This is a genomic window from Cellulomonas sp. P1_G12_2, from assembly GCF_056405535.1.
The window spans coordinates 1-20525 of sequence record NZ_JBFUBX010000011.1; the positions used below are offsets into that span (position 1 = coordinate 1).

18 protein-coding genes are annotated in these 20525 nt (G+C 72.9%); 12 read left to right on the forward strand and 6 right to left on the reverse strand.

The features are described from left to right. Positions 1-16: 16 nt before the first annotated feature. A complete protein-coding gene (gene serA / locus AC1DXT_RS20145) occupies positions 17-1216 on the reverse strand; it encodes a phosphoglycerate dehydrogenase (RefSeq protein WP_477063059.1) in 1200 nt (399 codons plus the stop codon). A gap of 72 nt (positions 1217-1288) precedes the next feature. Next, positions 1289-3526 carry a HelD family protein gene (locus AC1DXT_RS20150; RefSeq protein ID WP_477063060.1) on the reverse strand — a complete coding sequence of 746 codons (2238 nt, stop codon included), beginning with the start codon at positions 3524-3526 and terminating at the stop codon, positions 1289-1291. A gap of 256 nt (positions 3527-3782) precedes the next feature. On the opposite strand from AC1DXT_RS20150, the gene AC1DXT_RS20155 reads away from it, so the two are divergent. The 5 genes from AC1DXT_RS20155 to AC1DXT_RS20175 all read left to right on the forward strand — a co-directional run bounded on the left by AC1DXT_RS20155 (position 3783) and on the right by AC1DXT_RS20175 (position 8463). Continuing rightward, on the forward strand, positions 3783-4964 hold the full coding sequence (locus tag AC1DXT_RS20155; RefSeq protein WP_477063061.1) for a PP2C family protein-serine/threonine phosphatase: 1182 nt from the start codon (positions 3783-3785) through the stop codon (positions 4962-4964). Then, complete coding sequence (locus AC1DXT_RS20160; protein ID WP_477063062.1) at positions 4961-6532, forward strand: sensor histidine kinase; 1572 nt, start codon at positions 4961-4963, stop codon at positions 6530-6532. Before AC1DXT_RS20155 ends, AC1DXT_RS20160 begins: the two co-directional genes overlap by 4 nt. A 13-nt stretch (positions 6533-6545) precedes the next feature. After that, positions 6546-6986, forward strand: coding sequence for a response regulator (locus tag AC1DXT_RS20165; protein WP_056093373.1), 441 nt, complete (start codon positions 6546-6548; stop codon positions 6984-6986). 66 nt (positions 6987-7052) lie between these two features. Further along, positions 7053-7988 carry a PAC2 family protein gene (locus AC1DXT_RS20170; protein WP_477063063.1) on the forward strand — a complete coding sequence of 312 codons (936 nt, stop codon included), beginning with the start codon at positions 7053-7055 and terminating at the stop codon, positions 7986-7988. A 271-nt stretch (positions 7989-8259) separates the two neighbouring features. Further along, positions 8260-8463, forward strand: a complete 204-nt coding sequence (locus AC1DXT_RS20175; RefSeq protein WP_055921997.1) for a cold-shock protein — start codon at positions 8260-8262, stop codon at positions 8461-8463. 49 nt (positions 8464-8512) lie between these two features. Here AC1DXT_RS20175 and AC1DXT_RS20180 read toward each other — a convergent pair whose 3' ends face one another. Then, complete coding sequence (locus AC1DXT_RS20180) at positions 8513-9391, reverse strand: spermidine synthase (RefSeq protein ID WP_477063064.1); 879 nt, start codon at positions 9389-9391, stop codon at positions 8513-8515. Positions 9392-9480: 89 nt separating this feature from the next. On the opposite strand from AC1DXT_RS20180, the gene AC1DXT_RS20185 reads away from it, so the two are divergent. Genes AC1DXT_RS20185 through AC1DXT_RS20195 form a run of 3 tightly spaced genes read left to right on the forward strand, consistent with a single transcriptional unit; the run spans position 9481 to position 11720 of the window. Continuing rightward, positions 9481-9954 (forward strand): SAV_6107 family HEPN domain-containing protein, encoded by a 474-nt coding sequence (locus tag AC1DXT_RS20185; RefSeq protein WP_477063065.1) that lies wholly within the window; start codon positions 9481-9483, stop codon positions 9952-9954. A gap of 46 nt (positions 9955-10000) precedes the next feature. Beyond that, the gene (dinB, locus tag AC1DXT_RS20190; protein WP_477063066.1) at positions 10001-11275 is read left to right on the forward strand and encodes a DNA polymerase IV; all 1275 of its coding nucleotides are present in this window, start codon (positions 10001-10003) and stop codon (positions 11273-11275) included. A gap of 40 nt (positions 11276-11315) precedes the next feature. Further along, positions 11316-11720: a DUF3040 domain-containing protein gene (locus AC1DXT_RS20195; RefSeq protein WP_477063067.1), complete on the forward strand. Its 405-nt coding sequence runs from the start codon at positions 11316-11318 to the stop codon at positions 11718-11720. Here AC1DXT_RS20195 and AC1DXT_RS20200 read toward each other — a convergent pair. From AC1DXT_RS20200 to AC1DXT_RS20210, 3 genes are read right to left on the reverse strand one after another with little or no spacing between them, the layout of a single operon-like run. Then, a complete protein-coding gene (locus AC1DXT_RS20200; protein ID WP_477063068.1) occupies positions 11665-13944 on the reverse strand; it encodes a transglutaminase TgpA family protein in 2280 nt (759 codons plus the stop codon). The genes AC1DXT_RS20195 and AC1DXT_RS20200 overlap by 56 nt on opposite strands. Next, positions 13941-15188, reverse strand: a complete 1248-nt coding sequence (locus AC1DXT_RS20205) for a DUF58 domain-containing protein (RefSeq protein WP_477063069.1) — start codon at positions 15186-15188, stop codon at positions 13941-13943. Before AC1DXT_RS20205 ends, AC1DXT_RS20200 begins: the two co-directional genes overlap by 4 nt. Next, positions 15188-16189 (reverse strand): AAA family ATPase, encoded by a 1002-nt coding sequence (locus tag AC1DXT_RS20210; protein ID WP_477063070.1) that lies wholly within the window; start codon positions 16187-16189, stop codon positions 15188-15190. Before AC1DXT_RS20210 ends, AC1DXT_RS20205 begins: the two co-directional genes overlap by 1 nt. Positions 16190-16558: 369 nt before the next feature. Between AC1DXT_RS20210 and mraZ the strand changes: the two genes are divergently transcribed. The 4 genes from mraZ to AC1DXT_RS20230 all read left to right on the forward strand — a co-directional run bounded on the left by mraZ (position 16559) and on the right by AC1DXT_RS20230 (position 20517). Continuing rightward, the gene (gene mraZ, locus AC1DXT_RS20215) at positions 16559-17035 is read left to right on the forward strand and encodes a division/cell wall cluster transcriptional repressor MraZ (RefSeq protein ID WP_477063071.1); all 477 of its coding nucleotides are present in this window, start codon (positions 16559-16561) and stop codon (positions 17033-17035) included. 148 nt (positions 17036-17183) lie between these two features. Continuing rightward, a complete protein-coding gene (gene rsmH / locus AC1DXT_RS20220) occupies positions 17184-18197 on the forward strand; it encodes a 16S rRNA (cytosine(1402)-N(4))-methyltransferase RsmH (protein ID WP_477063072.1) in 1014 nt (337 codons plus the stop codon). Further along, the gene (ftsL, locus tag AC1DXT_RS20225; protein ID WP_477063073.1) at positions 18194-18613 is read left to right on the forward strand and encodes a cell division protein FtsL; all 420 of its coding nucleotides are present in this window, start codon (positions 18194-18196) and stop codon (positions 18611-18613) included. Before rsmH ends, ftsL begins: the two co-directional genes overlap by 4 nt. Further along, on the forward strand, positions 18610-20517 hold the full coding sequence (locus tag AC1DXT_RS20230) for a peptidoglycan D,D-transpeptidase FtsI family protein (RefSeq protein ID WP_477063074.1): 1908 nt from the start codon (positions 18610-18612) through the stop codon (positions 20515-20517). Before ftsL ends, AC1DXT_RS20230 begins: the two co-directional genes overlap by 4 nt. The last annotated feature ends 8 nt before the right edge of the window (positions 20518-20525 follow it).

The following is a 20525-nucleotide window of genomic DNA, read 5'->3' on the forward strand; positions in this document are numbered from 1 at the left end:
CCCCTTCTCTGCGTGGTCAGGACAGGAGGCGCAGGCGCACGGACTCCGGGCGCGACGACAGGGCCTCGATCACGGCGTCCTCGACGCGCGCTCCGGCGTCGGTGACCACGTAGCCCAGCTCGCCGCGGGTGGCGAGGAGCTGGCCCTCGATGTTCACCCCGTGCTCGGCGAGGGTCGCGTTGACCGCGGCCAGCACACCCGGGACGTTGCGGTGCAGGTACGCGAGACGGTGCACGCCGGGCTGCTGCTCGAGCGCGAGGTTCGGCAGGTTGACGCTCAGCGTGGTCGACCCCGTGGCCAGGTAGTCGCGCACCTTGTTGGACACGAACTGGCCGATGGCCTCCTGCGCCTCCTCGGTGGACCCGCCGGTGTGCGGCGTGAGGATGACGTTGGGCAGCCCCCGCAGCTCGGACTCGAAGGGGTCACCCTTGCGCTTGGGCTCCACCGGGAACACGTCGACGGCCGCACCGGCCACGTGTCCCGAGACGATCGCGTCGCGCAGGGCGGCGTAGTCGACGACGAACCCGCGCGAGAGGTTGAGGAACACGGCGCCGGGCCGCATCTGCGCGAGCTGCTTGGCGCCGAACAGCCCCGCGTTACCGCTGCGGCCGTCGACGTGCAGGGTCACGATGTCCGAGGCCTCGAGCAGCTCGTCGAGCGTGTGCATCCGGCGCGCGTTGCCCAGCGCGAGCTTCTCGGCGGTGTCGTAGAACACGACCGACATGCCGAGGTTCTCCGCCAGCACCGACAGCTGCGTGCCGATGTTGCCGTAGCCGATGATGCCGAGCGTGCGGCCGCGGATCTCGTGCGCACCGGTGGCCGACTTGTTCCAGATGCCGTCGTGCATGGCGCGGTCGAGCTCGGTCTGCCGACGGGTCAGCGAGATGATGTCCGCGATCGCGATCTCCACGACGGAACGCGTGTTGGAGAACGGCGCGTTGAACGTCGCGACGCCGCGCGAGGCTGCCTCGGCCAGGTCGATCTGGTTGGTCCCGATGCAGTACGCCCCGATGGCGACCAGCGACGGAGACTGCGCGAGCACCTCCGCGGTGACGTGCGTCTTGGAGCGGATGCCCAGCAGGTGGACGCCGTCGAGCGCCTCGACGAGCTCGGCCTCGTCGAGCGCCCCGGTGCGGGTCGTCACGTCGAAGCCGGCCGTCTCGAGGATCGAGCGAGCCTGGGGGTGGAGGTTCTCGAGCAGCAGGGCCTTCAGCACGCCCCTATGGTGCGCCTCACAGCCGCCGGGGCCCACAGCGGTCCGGCCCTCGGACACGCGTGAGACGGCCGGTCAGCCCTCGGAGACCCAACCGCGGGGGAGCGGCCGGTCGTGCAGCACGTGCAGCGCGCGGGTCGGCCGGGTCATCGCGACGTACAGGTCGCCCGCGCTCGCCTCGATCACCTCGGCCGGCTCGACGAGCACGACGACGTCGAACTCCAGGCCCTTGGCCTCCCGCGGGCTGAGCACGACGAGCGGGGCGTCGAGGTCGGCCGCGCTCGTGCCGGTCCCGAGTGCCGGCCGCAGCCCCGCCGCGCGCAGGGCGTCGCCGATGGCGGCAATACGCCCGTCCACCGCGATCACGGCGATCCGCCCGGCGCCCGAGGAGTCGGTGACCTCGGCGACGAGCTTCTCGGTCCGCTCGGCCACGGCGGCCACGACGTCAGCCGTCCGTTCGACGACCAGGGAGTCGTCGACCTCGCGGGCGGACGTCAGCGCGCTCACGGGCAGGTGTGCCGCGACGGCCACCCGCCGCGCGGTGTCGGCGACCTCCGCCGGGGTCCGGTAGTTGACCGTGAGCTCGTTCATCCGCCACGACGAGCGCAGCACGGGGTCCAGCTGCGCCGCCCAGCTGCGGGCGCCCGCGGTCGCGGTGGTCTGCGCGACGTCACCGACGATGGTCAGCGACCTCGTCGGGACCCGGCGCAGCAGGGACCGCCACGCCATCGCGGAGAGCTCCTGCGCCTCGTCGACCACGACGTGCCCGTAGGTCCACGACCGGTCGGCCGCTGCGCGCTCGGCGGTGGTGAGCGTCGGGCCCGTCGTCGCGAACCTGTCGGCGAGCATCTCCGCGGAGACCATCCCGGCGCTGCCCGTGGACTCCAGCACCTGGCGGGCGTAGGCGAGCTCCGAGGTGCGCCGGTCCGCGGCGGCGCGGGCCTCGGCACGGGCGGCCTGGTCGTCCTCGCCGAGCAGCTCCGCCGCCTCGTCCAGGATCGGCACGTCTGCGGGGGTCCAGGGCGCGTCCGGGTCGCGCACGAGCATCGCGCGCTCGCGCTCGGTGAGCTGGGGGGCCGCGGAGGCGAGCCGATGCGGCTTCGACCAGAGGTCCGAGACGAGCTTCTGGGGGGTGACGGGCATCCAGGCCAGGTTGAGGGCGACCCGGATCTCGCGCGTGGTCCGCAGTTCCTCGACGATCTCGCCTCGCTCGTCGGACGGCACCTCCTGGCCGAGCTGGAGCACGTACTGCTCGGCGAGCCGACCGAGCATGTCGCGCACGAACGAGACGCGCGCCTGGTTGTGCGGCTTGTGGTTGCGCCTGGCGCGCGCCATGGCCGACGCGATCTCGTTCGGCCGGATGACCAGGTCGTGGCCGTCGACGCGGACGTGCACAGGCTGCGCGGGGATCCGCTCCCGGTCACGCACCGCCCGGGCGACGACCTGCGCCCACAGGGCACGGCCCTTCAGCTCGGCGACAGCCTCGTCCTCCGTCGCCGTCGCCTGGATGCCGGGGTACAGCTCCGCGATGGTCGTCGTGACGACACCGGTCTCGCCGAGCGAGGGGAGCACCTGGTCGATGTACCGCAGGAACGTGCGACTGGGCCCGACGAGCAGGACACCCGAGCGCTCGAGCATGCGCCGGTGCGCGTACAGCAGGTAGGCGGCGCGGTGCAGCGCGACGGCTGTCTTGCCCGTGCCCGGCCCACCCTGCACGACGAGCGCGCCACCCAGCTCGGAGCGGATGATCGCGTCCTGCTCGCCCTGGATCGTGGCGACGATGTCACCCATCCGGCCGGTGCGGCCCGCGGCGAGGCCGGCCAGCAGCGCACCCTCCCCGGAGAGCCCGCTCAGGCGCGCCCCGGAGTCGTCCGTCAGCAGGTCCAGGTCGAGGACCTCGTCCTCGACGCTGGTCACGCTGCGCCCGCGGGTGACCACGTGGCGACGGCGGACGACGCCGTCGGGGTGCGCGGCGGTGGCCCGGTAGAAGGCCTGCGCGGCCGGGGCGCGCCAGTCGGTGAGGAGCTGGGTCTGCTCCGTGTCCGTGAGGCCGAGCCGGCCGATGTAGCGGCGGGTGTCGTCGTCGAGGTCGAGCCGACCGAAGACGAGACGCTCCTCCACAGCCTCGAGCTGGGCGATCCGGTCCTCGTAGAGCGTGGCGAACGCGTCCCGCTCGCTGCGGTTCTGCGGGGAGCCCGAGGGGCCCTCCCGGCGCACGTCGGCCAGCCTGGCCCGTGTCTGCGCGCGGAGGTCGTCGAGCCGGCCGTACAGCTGGTCGACGACTCGCTGCTCGACCGCCAGCTCGTTGTCCATGCCTGCCACCTGGGCGATCTCCGTTCCGCCGGGTGCCCCCGGCCGTGCGTACGCGCCGCCCCAGCGAGCGTCGAGGCACGACGCAGGGCACGGAGCGGCCGTCCATTATCCGACGTCCGCAGCCCTCTCGCACACGCCCGACCGGGTGGGCCCCCGTCAGGAGCGGGTGAGATGGCGAGCAGCACCGGGACGCGCACCCTACGCTTCGGGTGACCTGTCGAGAACTGGCGGGTGAACAGTCGGGAGGAGAGGCCCGTTGAGCGACGCACGCACGGCGGCCGACGACACACGTCGCGCCACCGCGGTGGCCCCCGCACCGATCCGCCTGCTGCTGGTGGAGGACGACGAGGGCGACGCGATCCTGGTCCGCGAGCACCTCGCGGACGCGGGACTGGACGTCGCTCTGTCGTGGGTCCGCACCCTGGACCAGGCCATCGACAACCTGCACGTGGACCTCGTGCTCCTGGACCTCGGCCTGCCGGACGCCATGGGCATCGGTGCGCTCGAGCGCCTGCTCGCCGCCGGTGCGCCGGCCGTCGTGGTGCTCACCGGGCTCGCCGGCTCGGACATCGGGCTCCAGGCGGTGGCCGCGGGTGCCCAGGACTACCTGGTCAAGGGCGAGGTCGACGGCGAGCTGCTCGGCCGGTCGTTGCGGTACGCGATCCAGCGGCGCCGGCTCGAGGACACCGACCGCGCCCTGTACCGGAGCCTCGTGCGCGCCGAGGAGGTCAACCGCCTCGAGCGCGCCCTGCTGCCCACCCCGTCCGTGGTCGACCAGCGGCTCGAGGTGCGGGTGGGCTACCGCGCGGGCCGCGACGGTGTGCTCGGAGGCGACTTCTACGACGTGGTCGAGCGCTCGGACGGATCGGTCCTCGCGCTCGTCGGCGACGTCTGCGGGCACGGGCCCGACGAGGCCGCGCTGGGCGCCACGCTGCGGACCGCGTGGCGGACCCTGGTGCTCGCGGAGATCCCCACGGCCGACATCCTCGGCCTGCTCGAACGCGTGCTGATCTCCGAGCGCGCGCGCCCCGAGATCTTCACGACGGTGTCGATGCTGGACGTCTCCGCGGACCGTTCGACGGTGGACCTCTACCTGGCCGGGCACCCCGTGCCCCTGCTGCTGGGCGCCCCCTCGACCCTCCTGCCCACGCACGGCCGCGGTCGCGCGCTCGGCATCCCGGTCTCGGGTGGCTGGGAGCCGGTCAGGCTCGAGCTCGGTCCGTCGTGGCGCATCCTGCTCTACACCGACGGCGTGCTCGAGGCCACGATCGGCGACGGGTCCGACCGCCTCGGCAAGACCGGGCTGCTGCGCGTGGTGGACGTCGCCGTCGCGGCGCAGGGCGACCTCGTCGAGCGCGTGCTGCACGACGTGCGTCAGCTGCACGGCGGCGACCTCGTCGACGATGCCGCGGTCGTGGTGCTCGGGTGGCGTGCGTGACCGCTGCCCCGACGCCCGCGGGGCGTCCCTCGACGCTGCGCCGACGCCTGCGTATCGCGATCATCGCGACCGGGATCGGCCTCGCCGTCGTCCTCGTGGGCACCGTGTTCGTCCTGCTGCGGCTCTTCGACCGCCAGGACGCCGTGACCCAGACGTACTTCACGGCGATCACCCAGGCGGACGGTGCGTTCATCCAGCTGGTCGACGCGGAGACGGCCGTGCGCGGGTTCGCGCTCACCGGTGACCCCATCACGCTCGAGCCGTACGAGCGGGCGACGGCGGACGACCTCTCGTTCCGCACGCTCGCCGAGCGTGAGACGCAGAGCGGCGACGAGCGGCTGGCCGCCGCCGCGCAGGCGGCCGCGGACGCGGGCCGGCGCTGGAACGAGGAGTTCGCCGTCCCGGTGATGGAGGAGGTGCGCACCAACGGGGTCGGGTCGGTCACCACGGACGAGATCGAGCAGGGCCGGGTGCTCTTCGACGACGCGCGCGCCGCCGCGGAGGACTACATCGACCTGCTGCGGGACCGGCGGTCCGACGCGGTCGACGAGCTGGCCTTCTGGACGCTGGTGGGGGCGGGGACCGTGGCGCTGCTCGTCCTGGCGGCGGTGGCCCTCGGCATCGCTCTGTGGGTCACGCTCCGGCGCTGGATCCTCGAGCCGCTGGACTCGTTGGCGGCCGACGCCCGCGCGGTCTCGTCGGGCGACCTGACGCACCCTGTCGCCGGGGTGGGTCCGGGGGAGATCGCCGCGCTCGCGGGAGACATCGAGCGGATGCGCGTCGCGCTGGTGGACCAGGTCCAGGTGCTCGAGTCGTCGCGGTCCGAGATCGCGCTGGCCCACGAGCTGCTCACCGAGCAGGCCGAGGAGCTCCGGCGGTCCAACCGCGACCTCGAGCAGTTCGCCTACGTGGCGTCCCACGACCTGCAGGAGCCGCTGCGCAAGATCGCGAGCTTCACCCAGCTGCTGCAGAAGCGCTACGGCGGGCAGATGGACGAGCGTGCCGACCAGTACATCGGGTTCGCGGTCGACGGCGCCAAGCGCATGCAGCAGCTCATCCAGGACCTGCTGGGCTTCTCGCGCGTCGGGCGCGTCGGGGGAGAGGTCACCGACGTGGACCTGGCCTCCGCGCTCGCGCGCGGGGTCGACAACCTCAGTGAGGCGATCGCGGAGTCGGGCGCCGTGGTGACGCACGACGAGCTCCCAGTCGTCCGCGGCGAGGAGCCGCTGCTGGTCCAGCTGTTCCAGAACCTGGTGGGCAACGCGATCAAGTTCCGCGACCCGCACCGGACTCCCTCGGTCCACGTCAGCGCACGGCGCGTGGCAGACTCCTGGGAGCTCGAGTGTCGAGACAACGGCATCGGCATCGACCAGCAGTACGCGGAACGGGTGTTCGTCATCTTCCAGCGACTGCATGCCAAGGACGTCTACGAGGGCACCGGGATCGGTCTCTCGTTGTGCAAGAAGATCGTCGAGTTCCACGGCGGTCGCATCTGGATCGAGCAGCCCGACGGCGAGGGGACCAGCATCCGCTGGACGCTGCCGGCCGCCGACGACGTGAGCAGCTGAAAGAGAGTTCCGCGTGCCGAACAGCACCAAGATCATCGACGTCCTCCTCGTGGAGGACGACCCGGGCGACGTGCTCATGACCCGGGAGGCGTTCGAGGACAACAAGCTCCGCAACCGCCTCTCGGTCGTCTCCGACGGCGTGAGCGCCCTGCAGTTCCTCCGCAAGGAGGGCGAGCACGCCGACGCCCCGACGCCCGACCTCGTCCTGCTCGACCTCAACCTGCCGAAGATGGACGGGCGCGAGGTCCTGCAGGCCCTGAAGGCCGACGACGCCCTGCGGTCGATCCCGGTCGTCGTGCTCACCACCTCCGAGGCGGAGGAGGACGTGGTCCGCAGCTACTCGCTGCACGCCAACGCCTACGTCACCAAGCCCGTGGACTTCGACCGGTTCATCGAGGTCGTCCGCCAGATCGACGAGTTCTTCGTCGAGGTCGTGCGCCTGCCTGGCCGGTGACGCGGGAAGAACTCACGGCGGGTGCGTGTTGTCCCCGGTAACCCGGACGGAAGTGAGCGCACCCCCATGCTGAACCCGAGCGAGATCTACGACGTCGACCCCGAGGTCGCCGCCCAGGTCGAGGCGCGGTCGGTGAACGGCGCCGGTCCCGTGCTCGTGCACGCCGTGCGCGGGTTCGTCGACGCAGGCAACGCCGGCCAGCTGGCCGCGGAGCACCTGGTCGACGAGCTGCCCACCACGCGACTGGCGACCTTCGACGTCGACCAGCTGCTGGACTACCGGTCGCGGCGGCCGGTCATGACGTTCGACCAGACCACGTGGTCGTCCTACGCGGACCCCGAGCTGGTGGTCGACCTGGTGCAGGACGCCGCCGGCGTCCCGTTCCTGCTCCTGCACGGCGTCGAGCCCGACGTCCAGTGGGAGCGGTACGTCGCCGCCGTGCGGCAGATCGTCGAGCGCTTCGACGTCCCGCTGACGGTCGGTCTGCACGGGATCCCGATGGGCATCCCGCACACCCGGCCGCTGTCCGTCACCGCCCACGCGACGCGTCCTGAGCTCGTGGCCGACCACACCTCGTGGTTCGGCACCGTCCAGGTGCCCGCCAGCGCGAGCGCGCTGCTCGAGCTGCGCCTCGGCCAGTCCGGGCACGACGCCGTCGGCTTCGCCGTGCACGTCCCGCACTACCTCGCGCAGTCCGCGTTCCCGCAGGCCAGCCAGGCGGCGCTGACCAACGTCGAGCGGGCGACGGGCCTGGACCTGCACGTCGCGTCGCTGACCCCGGCGGCGGAGGAGGCCATGCAGGAGATCCAGCGGCAGGTCACCGGGTCGGAGGACGTCGCCGCGGTGGTGCACGCCCTGGAGGAGCAGTACGACTCCTTCACCCGGAACATCGGTCGCACGAGCCTGCTCGCTGGGTCCACCGACCTGCCGACCGCGGACGAGCTCGGTGCCGAGTTCGAGCGCTTCCTGGCCCAGCAGGGCGACGAGAGCGGCCCCGCCTGAGGCGTGGCCTTTACCAGATCGTTGTCAAACCGCGTGAGCCGACGGGGCGAAAGCATGGCGCCGCCGCCAGGCCCGATGTAAGGATGCACACGTTGCAGTGACGTACTCGCTTGACCGGCTTGCTTGACCGGTGTCGTCATCCGGGCTTCGGCCCGGGGTCGGTTCCGACCAGCCGTCCGCGGCTGGGCCACCCGGTGCAGGACGTGAGGCATTGCGGCACGGCGCAGGCAGAAGGCCAGCGCCGTCACCGGTGGGACAGAAGGAAACGAACATGGCACAGGGTGCTGTCAAGTGGTTCAACGCTGAGAAGGGCTTCGGGTTCATCGCCCAGGACGGCGGCGGGGCCGACGTCTTCGTCCACTACTCCGCGATCGACTCCTCGGGCTACCGCAGCCTCGACGAGGGCCAGCGCGTCGAGTTCGAGATCACGCAGGGCGCCAAGGGCCCGCAGGCCGAGAGCGTCCGCCCGATCTGATCGGACGACCGCGCGAAGGGCCGCATCCCGCAGGGGGTGCGGCCCTTCGTCATGCCGGAGGGTCGTCCAGGGGCCTGGCGGTCCCCATGAACGCGGTCACCTCGGTGCCGTGCAGGAGTCGCGCGGGCGCGGGCAGGCTGCGGACGGCGCGGGCCAGCGCCGCCGAGCCGAGCAGGTCCGGGTCGTCGGTCGCGGCGAGCACGACGTTGCCGTAGCCCCGTCCGCGCAGGAGGCCCGGCTCGGCGATCACGGCCACGTCGGCGAACGCCTCGCGCAGGGTCGCGACCTCGGCGCGGGCGCCGGCCAGGGGCGGACGGTCGGCGCAGTTGGCCAGGTACACGCCCCCGGGTCGGAGCACCCGCGTCACCAGCGCCACCATCTCCCGGGTGCGGACGTGCCCAGGGGTGGTGTCGCCGGCGAAGACGTCGCGGACGACGACGTCCGCGGACGCGTCGGCCAGTCGCGCGAGCTCGGCGCGCGCGTCGCCCGCGCGGATCCGCAGGGCGGGGGCGCGGGGGAGGTCGAACCAGCCGCGGACGAGCTCCGGCAGCACGGTGTCGAGCTCGATGGCCAGCTGTCGCGATCCGGGCCGGCTCGCGTCGACCGCCCGCGCGAGCGCGCAGCCTGCGGCACCCAGGTGGACGACGTCGATCGGACCGCCGACGTCGCCGTACCGCTCGATCACCGCCGCCATCTGCTGCATGTACTCGAACACCAGGCGCGTCGGGTCCGCCAGGTCCAGGTAGGAGCTGGGCACGCCGTTGACCAGCACGGTCACGCCGTCGGGATCGTCGAGGTCACGGGTCAGCTCGACGGTTCCGGTGGGGATCGTGACCGGGCCCGTCGGCCAGGGCGCCCGGGCGGCCGAGCGTGTGGGTGGCCGGTGCGAGGCTGTGCTGCGTCGGGCGGAGCGGTCGCGGGCAGCCATGAGGCTCACGCTACGGGGCTCCGACGGGCTTGACGGAATCGAACAGGTGTTCGATGATGGATCCGAGGGCACAGGAAGGGGACGGCGGGATGCAGCAGCAGCTCGAGCAGCACGGTGGTCGGGACGTGACGAGCCCGGCGGTGCCGACTCCCGCCCGCGTGCTGGACCTCCTGGGCCGTGCCGACGCCGAGCTGCTCGCGGCGCAGTTCTCGTCCGAGCCGTGGGAGCAGCTCTCGCACGCGCACCTCGCCGCGCTGCGGGCAGGAGCCGCCGTGGTCGCCCTCCGGGGCACGCCGTCGGGGCGCCGGGCGCCGCGCACGGTGTGGAGCATGCTCGGGGCGGTGGCTCCGGAGCTGGGGTCGTGGACGACCTACTTCGCGGAGGCCGCGCCCTTGCGGTCGGCGGTCGACGCGGGGCGGTTCGAGCTGGTGGGTCCGGAGCGGGCCGAGGAGGCCGTGTGCGCGGCGGAGGACTTCGTCGACGCGGCACGTGAGCTCGTCCACGGTGGCGTCGACGCCGTTGCCGGCCGGACCCTGCGCATGCGTGCCCAGCGGGCGTCATGAGCAGCGCCGATCAGCCAGTCGGCGGGTCCGACGACCTCGTGCAGCCATGAGTCGCGGACCCCGGTCGGCCGAGGCCAGGCGCGACTGGGGTCGCGAGGAGGTCGGCTGCTCGATCCTGCACGTCGACATGGACGCGTTCTTCGCGTCGGTGGAGCTGGCTCGTCGGCCGCAGCTCAGGGGCCTGCCGGTGATCGTCGGTGGCGCGGCGCGCAGCGTGGTCCTGGCGGCGACCTACGAGGCCCGGGCGTTCGGCGTGCACTCGGCGATGCCGATGGCCACCGCGCTGCGCCAGTGCCCGCAGGCGATCGTCGTCCCGCCCGACCACCACGCGTACCACGAGGTCTCCACGGGCGTGATGCAGCTGCTCGGTGACGTCACCGCGCTCGTCGAGCAGGTGAGCATCGACGAGGCCTTCCTCGACGTGGCGGGCGCGCGCCGACGCCTCGGGCCGCCCACCGTCATCGCCCGGCTGATCCGGCGGCAGGTCCAGGAGCAGTTCGGGATCACGTGCTCCGTCGGCATCGGATCGACCAAGTTCGTCGCCAAGCTCGCGTCCGGCCAGGCCAAGCCGGACGGCGTCCTCCTCGTCCCGCGGGCGGCGACGGTGGAGTTCCTGCGGGTGCTGCCGGTCGGGGCACTGTGGGGGGTGGGTGAAAAGACGGAGGCCGCCCTGGCGCGCTTCGGTATCCGGACGGTGGCACAGCTCGCCGACAGCGACGTGTCCACGGTGCAGCACGCGGTCGGCAAGGTCGCGGGCTCGCACCTGTTCGACCTGTCGTGGGGTCGCGATCCGCGGCCGGTCAGCCCGGGCCGCGAGGAGCGCTCGCTGGGCGCCGAGGAGACGTTCCTGACCGACGTCGCCGACCTCGCCGTGGTCCAGGAGAAGGCACGGGACCTCGCCGACCGGTGCGCGGTCCGGCTGCGCAGGAACGGCCTGGTCACGCGGACGATCACGGTGAAGATCCGGACCTCCGACTTCCGGACGCTCACCCGGTCGCGCACGCTGGTCACCCCTACGGACGTCGGGCGCGAGATGTTCCTGGCCGTGCGGGAGCTGCTCGCGGGCGTCGATCTCGGAGGGCTTCCGGTCCGACTCGTCGGGGTGCGCGCCGAGGGTCTGTCCCGTGCGGCGTCGACCATCCGCCAGCCCACCCTCGAGGAGGCGTCGGACGAGCCCGTCCGCGCCCGGCGGGACGCGGAGCTGACCATGGACCGGGTCCGCGAGCGGTTCGGCGGGGCCGCGATCAGGGCCGGGGCTCCTCAGGCTGGAGGAGTATCCTCCGGCTCGACTACCACCTTCGTTCCGGCGGATCTATCCTGAACCGGACGACAGGTCCACATAGCTGACAACGGGGGTCAGGATGCCTCTCTCGGAGTACGAGCAGCGCGTGCTCGAGCAGATGGAACGCCAGTTGACCTCTGACGATCCGCGGCTCGCCAACACGCTGACTCAGCGCGGGCATCGCCCGTTCGGCCGATACGTCATCGCGGGAGTTGGTGCGTCTGTCGGTCTGCTGCTGCTCGTCCTCGGCGCGGCCAACGGCCTCCCGTGGCTCGGCGTCATCGGCTTCGTCGTGATGTTCGCTGCCGTCGCGTTCGCCTTCGCGGCGCCGCAGCGCGCGTCCGGGCACCGTTCCGGTCCGCGAGGCGTGGTCCAGAGCGACGGTCAGGTCAAGCCGGCAACGCCGCCGGCCCGTCGCAAGAGCAGCCTCATGTCCCGTCTCGAGGAGCGCTGGGAGCGGCGCCGCGGCGAGAGCGGTCACTGAGCAGGCTCTCCACCCCGCTCATCAGCTCGTCCACCCACCCGGCGAGGACCTCCGGGTCCACTGAGGGCTGCTCCGGCGCGTAGAGGTCGCGCTCGACCGTCCGCGCCAGCGACTCGAGCGCGTCGACGGACGACCCCGTCAGGGACGACCCGGCGGCCTGCCGCAGCTGCTCCTGCACCGAGACGACGACGGTTCGCGGGGTCTCGGCGTCCGTCCAGGTGACCCCGCGCGCACCGAGCCGGCGCCGGGCGCGGAGCCAGGCACGCTCGGGGGTCAGGTCCGCGCGGAAGCGGGTGCGACGCCGGATGAGGGCGAGCCCGAACGACGCCACGGCCAGCACGATCGCCACGGTGACCGCCACAGGCAGCCAGGCCTGCTCGTCGTCCTCGGCGCCGCCGGAGGACTGCGCGCCGCCGGGCGCGGAGGAGGAGGTCGCGCCGGGCAGGGGGACGGGCACCTGGTCGTCGGGGATCTGGTCCGGGGCGGAGATGCCGACGAACGGGTCGCTCCAGCGCGGCGGGGCGCCGGTCTGCTCTCCTGGGGTCGGCTCGAACCGCACCCAGCCGGAACCCTCGAAGAACAGCTCGGGCCAGGCGTGCGACTTCTGGCCGGACACGACGTAGCCGCCGTTGCGGTCCGACTCACCGGGCAGGAAGCCGACCGCGACCCGGGCGGGGATGTCGAGCGAGCGGGCCATCATCGCCATCGAGGTGGCGAACTGCACGCAGTAGCCGCGGGTGGACTGCAGGAAGTCCCAGACGGCGTCGTCCGACTGGGAGGGTGCGACGCGGGTGTCGTAGGTGAAGTTCGTCGTCGCCCGGAAGTACGTCTGCAGGGCCATCGCCTGCTCGTAGGGCGTGGTGGAGCCCTCGGTGATCTCGCGGGCGAGCGCGGACATGTCGTCGGAGTGCGTGGTCTGCGGCACCTCGAGGGAGGCGCCGTCGTCACCGGGGTCGCCAACCTCCGCGCCGACCAGGTCCTCCTTGGTCAGGGACGGGATCTCGACCTGCATGGCGTAGGTCATGCCGTCGAACGTGCCGCGTCGACCGACGACCTCGTCGCGCCCGGGGTCGTACTCCCACCCGCCGCGCACGTCGACGGTGCGCGGGAAGGTGCTCACCGGGAGGCGGCGCTCGCGCAGGTTGTCCACCTCGATCCGGACGTCGGCGAGGGTCCCGCGGTCCGCGTCGGGGGACGTGCCGAGGATGGTGGGGTCCGACGACAGGAGCGTCGAGGGGTCCCAGCCGGTGAGCTCGAGCGAGTCCGAGCGGTCCCACTCCTGGCCGTCGAACGTGGTGAGCGTGAAGGCGCGCAGGGGGCCGACGTCGTTGGCGGTGACGTTGGTGTCCGCGCTCGGTGAGGGAGCGGGCTCGGCGCCCTCGTCCGTGACCACCGGGGTGACCGTGTACCGCAGGACGACCTGGCCCGACCGGGAGCCCAGGCTCTCGCGCAGGTCGAGGTTGTCGCTCAGCGACATCGGCCCGACCGGACCGGTGCCGAAGCTGGGCATGCGCATGGTCGCCCACCCGGGGAAGGCCGCGACGGCGGGGCCGGCCAGGAGTGTGGCGACGATCAACGAGGCCGAGCTCAGGACCGCGACGGAGGTCCGCCGGGCACGGTCGCTGTGGGCGGTTGGTGGGGCCGCGCTCAGCGCCAGCAGCAGGAGGTAGAAGAAGGCCGTCCAGGCGATCGCCCAGCCGCTGGCCGGGAAGCCCAGGATGATCGCGGGCACCCACAGCCCCGCGAACGCGACACCGGACAGTGCCGGCGCACCCAGCCCGATCGCGACGAGGTCCGCCAGCAGGAAGACCGAGACGGCCCCGACGACCACGAGCAGCTCGGCGGGACGGACCCCGGCCATGGGCACGAGGGACGCGTTGATGACCGCGACGCCCTCGCGCGCGGTCGCGAGCGTCCGGTCGAACGACCCGGAGTCCGGCAGGACCTGCAGCCGCCCCGGGGGAGCCCCGTACCGGACGAGCACGATGGCGGCGGCGACGATCGTCCCGGCGAGCGTGGGCGCCCACCAGGACCGCGTGACGGCACGGACACCGACGACGACCGCTGCGACGACCAGGACGATCAGCCACGTGGCGACGAGCCAGCTGCCGCGCACGATCAGACCGGTGAGCGCGAAGAGGCTGGCGCAGGTCGCGGCCGCGCAGAGGGCCGACCCCAGCGCCGACCGGGGTCCGCGGGGGATGCGGAGCGTGCGCCCGCTCACTGGGCCGACCCCAGCAGACGCAGCCAGCAGTCCACGATCGGCTCGCCCGGTGTCACCTTGCAGGCACGCCAGCCGGCTCGACGCAGGGCCTTCATGGTGTGCTCGGCCTCCGCCTCGTGCGCGGGGGTGTCGGCGCGCACGACGGCCCAGGCCTGAGCGGTGTCGGCGACGTGCGCGAGCGCGGCACGGGCGGACGCGCCGAGCGGGCCGAGGACGGCCAGGACGATCTCCCCGCCGGCGTCGCTGGTGTGCAGCAGGTGGGCGGCCGCGACGAGCTCGGCCTCGCCCTGGGCGGCCGTGCGCGGTGCCTCGAGGTCGATGGTGCGGTCCAGCACCGCGCTGCGGGCACCGGGTCCGGAGCGGTCGTGCACGAAGGCGAGCGGGTACGGGCTGGCGTTGTCGCGCAGGCCGCTGACGAGCCGGACCGGGTGGCCACCGTCGAGCATGGCCAGCGACATGGACGCGGCCAGTGAGATCGACCACTCCAGGCTGGCGACCCGCGCGGGCAGGTCGAGCAGGACCGAGACGGGCCGCATGCCGGCGCGCTCGTCCGAGCGGACCATGAGGGCGCCCTTGCGGGCGCTGCTGCTCCAGTGCACGCGGCGCAGGTCGTCGCCCTCGCGGTAGTCCCGCAGCGAGGCGTCGTCGGTCGAGGGGCTCCGCGCGCCCAGGGCCACCCGGTCCGGCTCGCCCACGAGCACGTCGCTCGGGGTGGGGAGCGGCACCACGGCCGGCCACACCGACACCTCGGCCTGGTCGCCGAGGGTCGCCGACGTGCGCACCACGCCGAACGGGTCGCTGCGGGTGACCACGAGCGGACCCAGCGGCCAGCGGCCGCGTCGCGCGGCCTGCACGGCGTACGTCACGGTCACGCGGCGCGGCGCGCGTGTCACCCGGGCGCGCAGCGGGCGTCCGCCGGACAGCTCGGTGGCGGCCTGCTCGGCGAACTTCAGCCCTGCCAGCCGCACGCGCGCGGCGGGATCGGCGGCCGCGATGACGACCTCGATCTGTGCCTCGTCGCCCGCGTGCACGGGGTTCGGCCGGGCGCGCCGCTGGACGTTGAGCCGGTGCTTGCCGCGACCGGGGTCGAGCACGCCGACGCCGACTGCCGCCGCGACGACGAGCAGGAGCGCGAGCGTGCCGATGCGCACCAGGTCGACCGCCCCGAGCACGACGCCGAGCTGCAGCGCGACGATGCCCGCGCCTGCGAGCGCCCAGCCTCGGGGTGTGGGACGGAGTCGCATCAGCCGGTCGCGCGTCGCGAACGCGCGGTGCCCGCCGTCGACGGGAGCGGGATGCGGTCGAGGATGTCGGCGACGATGTCCGACGTGCTGCGGCCGGACAGGCGCGACTCGGTGCTCGGCAGCAGGCGGTGCGCGAGCACGGGGACGCCCAGCTGCTGCACGTCGTCGGGCAGCACGTGGTCCCGGCCGTCCATGGCGGCGAGGGACTTGGCGGCACGGAGCAGCTGGATGGCGGCGCGCGGGGAGGCGCCGAGCCGCAGGCCCGGGTCCTCGCGGGTGGCGGTGACGAGATCCACGACGTACCGCTTGATGCCGGGCGCGGCGTAGAGCCGGCGCGTGGTCTCGATGAGCGCCTTGACCTGCGCGGCGTCGGTGACGGGCCGCAGGGTGTCCAGCGGGTCCGACGTCTCCTGCAGGTCGAGCATGTCGAGCTCGGACTCGATGCTCGGGTAGCCCACGGTCAGCCGGGCCATGAACCGGTCGCGCTGCGCCTCGGGGAGGGGGTAGGTGCCCTCCATCTCGACGGGGTTCTGGGTGGCGACGACCAGGAACGGCCGCGGCAGCGGGTAGGTGCGGCCGTCGACGGTCGCCTGCGCCTCCTGCATGCACTCCAGCAGTGCGGACTGCGTCTTGGGCGAGGCCCGGTTGATCTCGTCGCCGATCACGACGTGCGCGAAGACGGGACCGGGCCGGAACTCGAACTCGTGGGTCTGCGACCGGAAGATGTTCACGCCGGTGAGGTCCGAGGGCAGCAGGTCCGGCGTGAACTGGATCCGGCCGACGGTGCAGTCGATGGTCTTGGCCAGCGCCTTGGCGAGCGTCGTCTTGCCGACCCCCGGGACGTCCTCGAGCAGCAGGTGCCCTTCGGCGAGCAGCACGGCGACCGTGACGCGCACGAGCTCGGGGCGGCCGGTGACGACCCCCTCCACGGCGGTGCGCATCCTCGTGGTGATGTCGACGACGTCCTCGAGCTCACTCGTGGACGGGACGGCCTGCAGCATGACGCCTCCTTTGGCGGATCTGGGTCCGAGCCTAAAGGTCGGGCGCCCTCAGTTCATCGCCCATCGGCCCCCCACTTCGCTCCACCACCCACCCGGTCGAGCGGCGAAGGCGCCCGGACCGGCGGCGATTCGTCCGATCCCTCCGGAATCGGGCTGGTTGAACGTGCCTCGACACGCCCCGACGATGCTCGGGGGCCGAACCTCCCTCCACTTCGCTCCACGGTTCTGACCTGCGGTTTTGTACTCTCGATCGGGTGAATCATGCGGATCTCCGGTGGCAGGTGGAGTGAAGTGGAGTACCGTGGAGGCACGTGGTGAGGCGGGGAATGTCGCACCACGACATGCAGCGAGGGACCGGGAGGAGGCGGGGTGACGCATGAGTCGTCCGCCGGCGTCTTCGGCTCGTTCGCGCCCTTTCTCGGGACGTACACCCCACGGCTCGACGAGAAGGGCCGGCTCATCCTCCCGGCCAAGTTCCGTGGTCAGCTCGCCCCTGGACTGGTCATGACGCGCGGCCAGGAGCGGTGCCTCTTCCTGCTCCCGATGCAGGAGTTCCAGCGCATGCACGACCAGCTGCGGCAGGCGCCGGTGACCAGCCGGCAGGGCCGCGACTACCTGCGCGTCTTCCTGTCGGGCGCCTCGGACGAGCTGCCCGACAAGCAGGGCCGCATCTCCATCCCGCCCATGCTCCGCAAGTACGCGGGGCTCGAGCGCGACGTCGCCGTCATCGGCACCGGCACCCGGGTCGAGATCTGGGACCTCACCGCGTGGGAGACGTACCTGGCCGAGCAGGAGGCCGGCTACGCCGACACCGCGGAGGAGGTCTTCCCGAACGGTCCCTTCTAGACGCACTGGCCCACGGGCCGCCCGGTGAGACCTCCTCCCGAATCTCTGCCGCACTTCCCCGGTGGCAGAGGGTCGGTGGGGGATCTGGTCGGACGGCGGAGGGGCCGCCCGACCACACCATTCGTGCCACCTGGGGAGGGGAGCAGCGATGACCGAGCACACGTCTGACGACGCGGCCTCCCGGCACACCCCGGTGCTGCTGCAGCGCTGCCTCGACCTGCTGGCCCCGGCCTTCGACGTCGAGAGCCCGGTCATGGTCGACTCGACCCTGGGGATGGGTGGCCACACCGAGGGCATCCTGCAGGCGTTCCCGCACGTGCGGGTGGTCGGCATCGACCGCGACACCCAGGCGCTGGAGCTCGCGGGCAGGCGGCTCGCGCCGTTCGGCGACCGGTTCACCGGCGTGCACGCGGTCTACGACGAGATCAACGACGTCCTGGACTCGCTGGGCATCCCCGCGGTGCAGGGCGTCCTCATGGACCTCGGCGTGTCGTCCCTGCAGCTGGACGAGCGCGAGCGCGGCTTCTCCTACTCGGCCGACGCCCCCCTGGACATGCGGATGGACGCGACCACCGGGCAGACGGCGGCGGACGTGCTCAACACCTACGACGAGCGCGAGCTCGCGCGCATCCTGCGCGTCTACGGCGAGGAGCGGTTCGCACCGCGCATCGCCCGGGCCATCGTCGCGCAGCGCGCCCGGCGTCCTCTGGAGAGCACCGGGGAGCTGGTGAGCATCGTGCGCGCCAACATCCCCGCAGCCACGCGCAAGACCGGCGGCAACCCGGCCAAGCGCACCTTCCAGGCGCTGCGCATCGAGGTGAACGGCGAGATCGAGGTGCTGGAGCGCGCGCTGCCGCAGTCGATCGAGGCGCTCGCCGTGGGCGGCCGGATCGTCGTCGAGTCGTACCACTCGCTCGAGGACCGGGCGGTGAAGCGCGCGCTGGCCGTCGGGGCGACGTCGAGCGCCCCGCCGGACCTGCCGGTCGAGCCGGAGACCCACGCACCGTTCCTGCGCCTCGTGACGCGCGGCGCCGAGGAGGCCGACGAGGCCGAGCTGGCGCACAACCCCCGGTCGCAGTCCGTCCGGCTCCGCGCAGCCGAGCGCACCCGTCCCACCCCTGACCACCTGACGCCACGTCCGACCGGAAGGAGGGCAGCATGAGCGCCCAGTCCGCTGCCCGAGTGAGCACCGCTCGCGCCTACCCGACCCCGGCCCGCCCCAAGGCAGCCCCGGCACCCCGACTTCGCGTCGTCCGCGCGCCGGAGCACGCCAGGACACGTGTGCCGTTCATCCTTGCCTGCATGGCCGTCCTCGCCGGTGCGCTCCTGTCCGCACTGCTGCTCAACACCTCGATGGCGGCGAGCGCGTACGCCAAGTACGACCTGTCCAACGAGCTGGGCCGGCTCAACCAGGACGCGCTGGGCCTGACGGCGGAGCTGGACGCCAAGGCCTCGCCCACGCAGCTCGCCGCCGCGGCCAGCGCACTCGGCATGGTGCCCACCAACGGCACCGGCTGGCTCCGGCTCGCCGACGGCAGCGTGCAGGGCGCCCCCGAGCCGGCCGGAGCCGGCGGATGACGGGTCCCGTCCCCGGCTCGGTACGCCCGCGCGCCCGCACCGAGCAGACCCGTCGACCCGTGCCGGCCAACCGCGCGACCGGGACGACGGTCCCGCGGCAGCGGCCGCCGGCAGGCCCGCGGACGGTCGTCGTCCCGCCCGGCACCCGCGGCGGCAGACCACCGGCCGGGCCCGTGCGGCCGGGCTCGCGCCGTCGCATGGCCTTCCTCACCGTCCTCGTGGTCCTGGCGCTCGCCGTCTTCGGCGGGCGCCTGGTCTACGTCCAGGGGCTGCGTGGGTCCGCCATCGCCGAGGAGGCGCGCAACTCCCGGCTCATCTCGGTGTCGCTCCTGGGCGGGCGCGGCGAGATCACGGACGCCGACGGCAAGCCGCTGGCCACCTCCGTCGAGCGCTACGACATCTCGGTGAACCAGAAGCTCGTCGCCGACTTCCGGGGCACGCTCAACCCGCCCGTCCCGGACGGGCCGGCCGGCGTCGCCGCGATCCTGGCGCCCCTGCTCGACATGAACGCCGCCGAGCTCGGTGGCTCGCTCGTCGGCGACCGTCAGTTCGTCTACATCCGCAAGGGCGTGCTGCCGGAGGTCGCCCGGGAGGTCCGCAAGCTCGGGCTCAGCGGCGTGAACGTGGACCGGGTGGCCGAGCGGGTCTACCCGAACGGCACGCTGGCGGGGAACGTCATCGGGTTCGTCAACTCCAACGGCGTGGGGCTGGCGGGCCTCGAGGCGTCGCTCAACCCGCGCCTGACGGGCACGGCCGGCAGCGAGACGTACGAGAGCGGGCGCAAGGGGCAGGCGATCCCCGGCGGGTACTCGCAGGACACCCCGGCGACGCAGGGCGACTCGCTGCAGCTGACCCTCCTGTCCGACGTGCAGTGGAAGGCGCAGTCGGCGCTCGACGCCCAGGTCGCCGCCACCGGTGCGGACTCCGGGTCGCTGATCGTCATGGACACGAAGACGGGGGAGATCTACGCGCTCGCCGACTCCGGCTCCGTGGACCCCAACCACCCCGGCGAGGCGTCCGGCTCGCTGTCCAGCGCGGTCTCCGACGTGTTCGAGCCCGGCTCGACCGGCAAGGTCATCACGATGGCGGCCATCCTCGACAACAAGATCGCCGACCCGCTCACGCAGTGGGAGGTGCCGTACACGTACTCCCCGGACGGCCACGAGACGTTCAAGGACTCGCACGAGCACGGTCTGCTGCGCCTGACCACCACCGGCGTCCTGGCGGAGTCGTCGAACACGGGCACCGTGATGATCGGCCAGAACCTGCCCGTCCAGACCCGGTTCGACTACCTGTCCAAGTTCGGCTTCGGCGCGAAGACCGGCATCGAGATGCCGGGGGAGTCCAACGGCATCCTGCACCCGGTCGACTCCTGGCAGCGCCGCGACAAGTTCGCCGTGCTGTTCGGGCAGGCGGTCTCGGTCACGGCGGTCCAGGCCACGCAGGTGTTCGCCACGATCGCGAACGGCGGCGTGCGCGTACAGCCGCACATCATCAAGGGCTGGACGTCGCCGGACGGCACCTACACGCCCGCCGAGGCGCCCGCGACGACCCAGGTGGTCTCGCCGGAGACCGCGAAGACCGTGCTCACCATGATGCAGAGCGTCGTCGACGACGGCACCGGCTCGAACGCGGCGATCCCCGGGTACCAGGTGGCAGGCAAGACCGGGACGGCGCAGAACTGGGTCGGCGGTGTCCAGGGCATCACGTCGTCGTTCATCGGCGTCGCCCCGGCCGACAACCCGCGCATCGCGGTCGCCGTGATCCTGCACAACCCTCGGACCTCGGTCTACGGGGGGACGGTCGCGGCGCCGGTGTTCCGGGACGTGGCCGGCTACACGCTCAGCGAGCTCGGTGTCGCCCCCTCGGGGACCACGGGGACGCTCTTCCCGACGACGTGGTGACCGCCCGC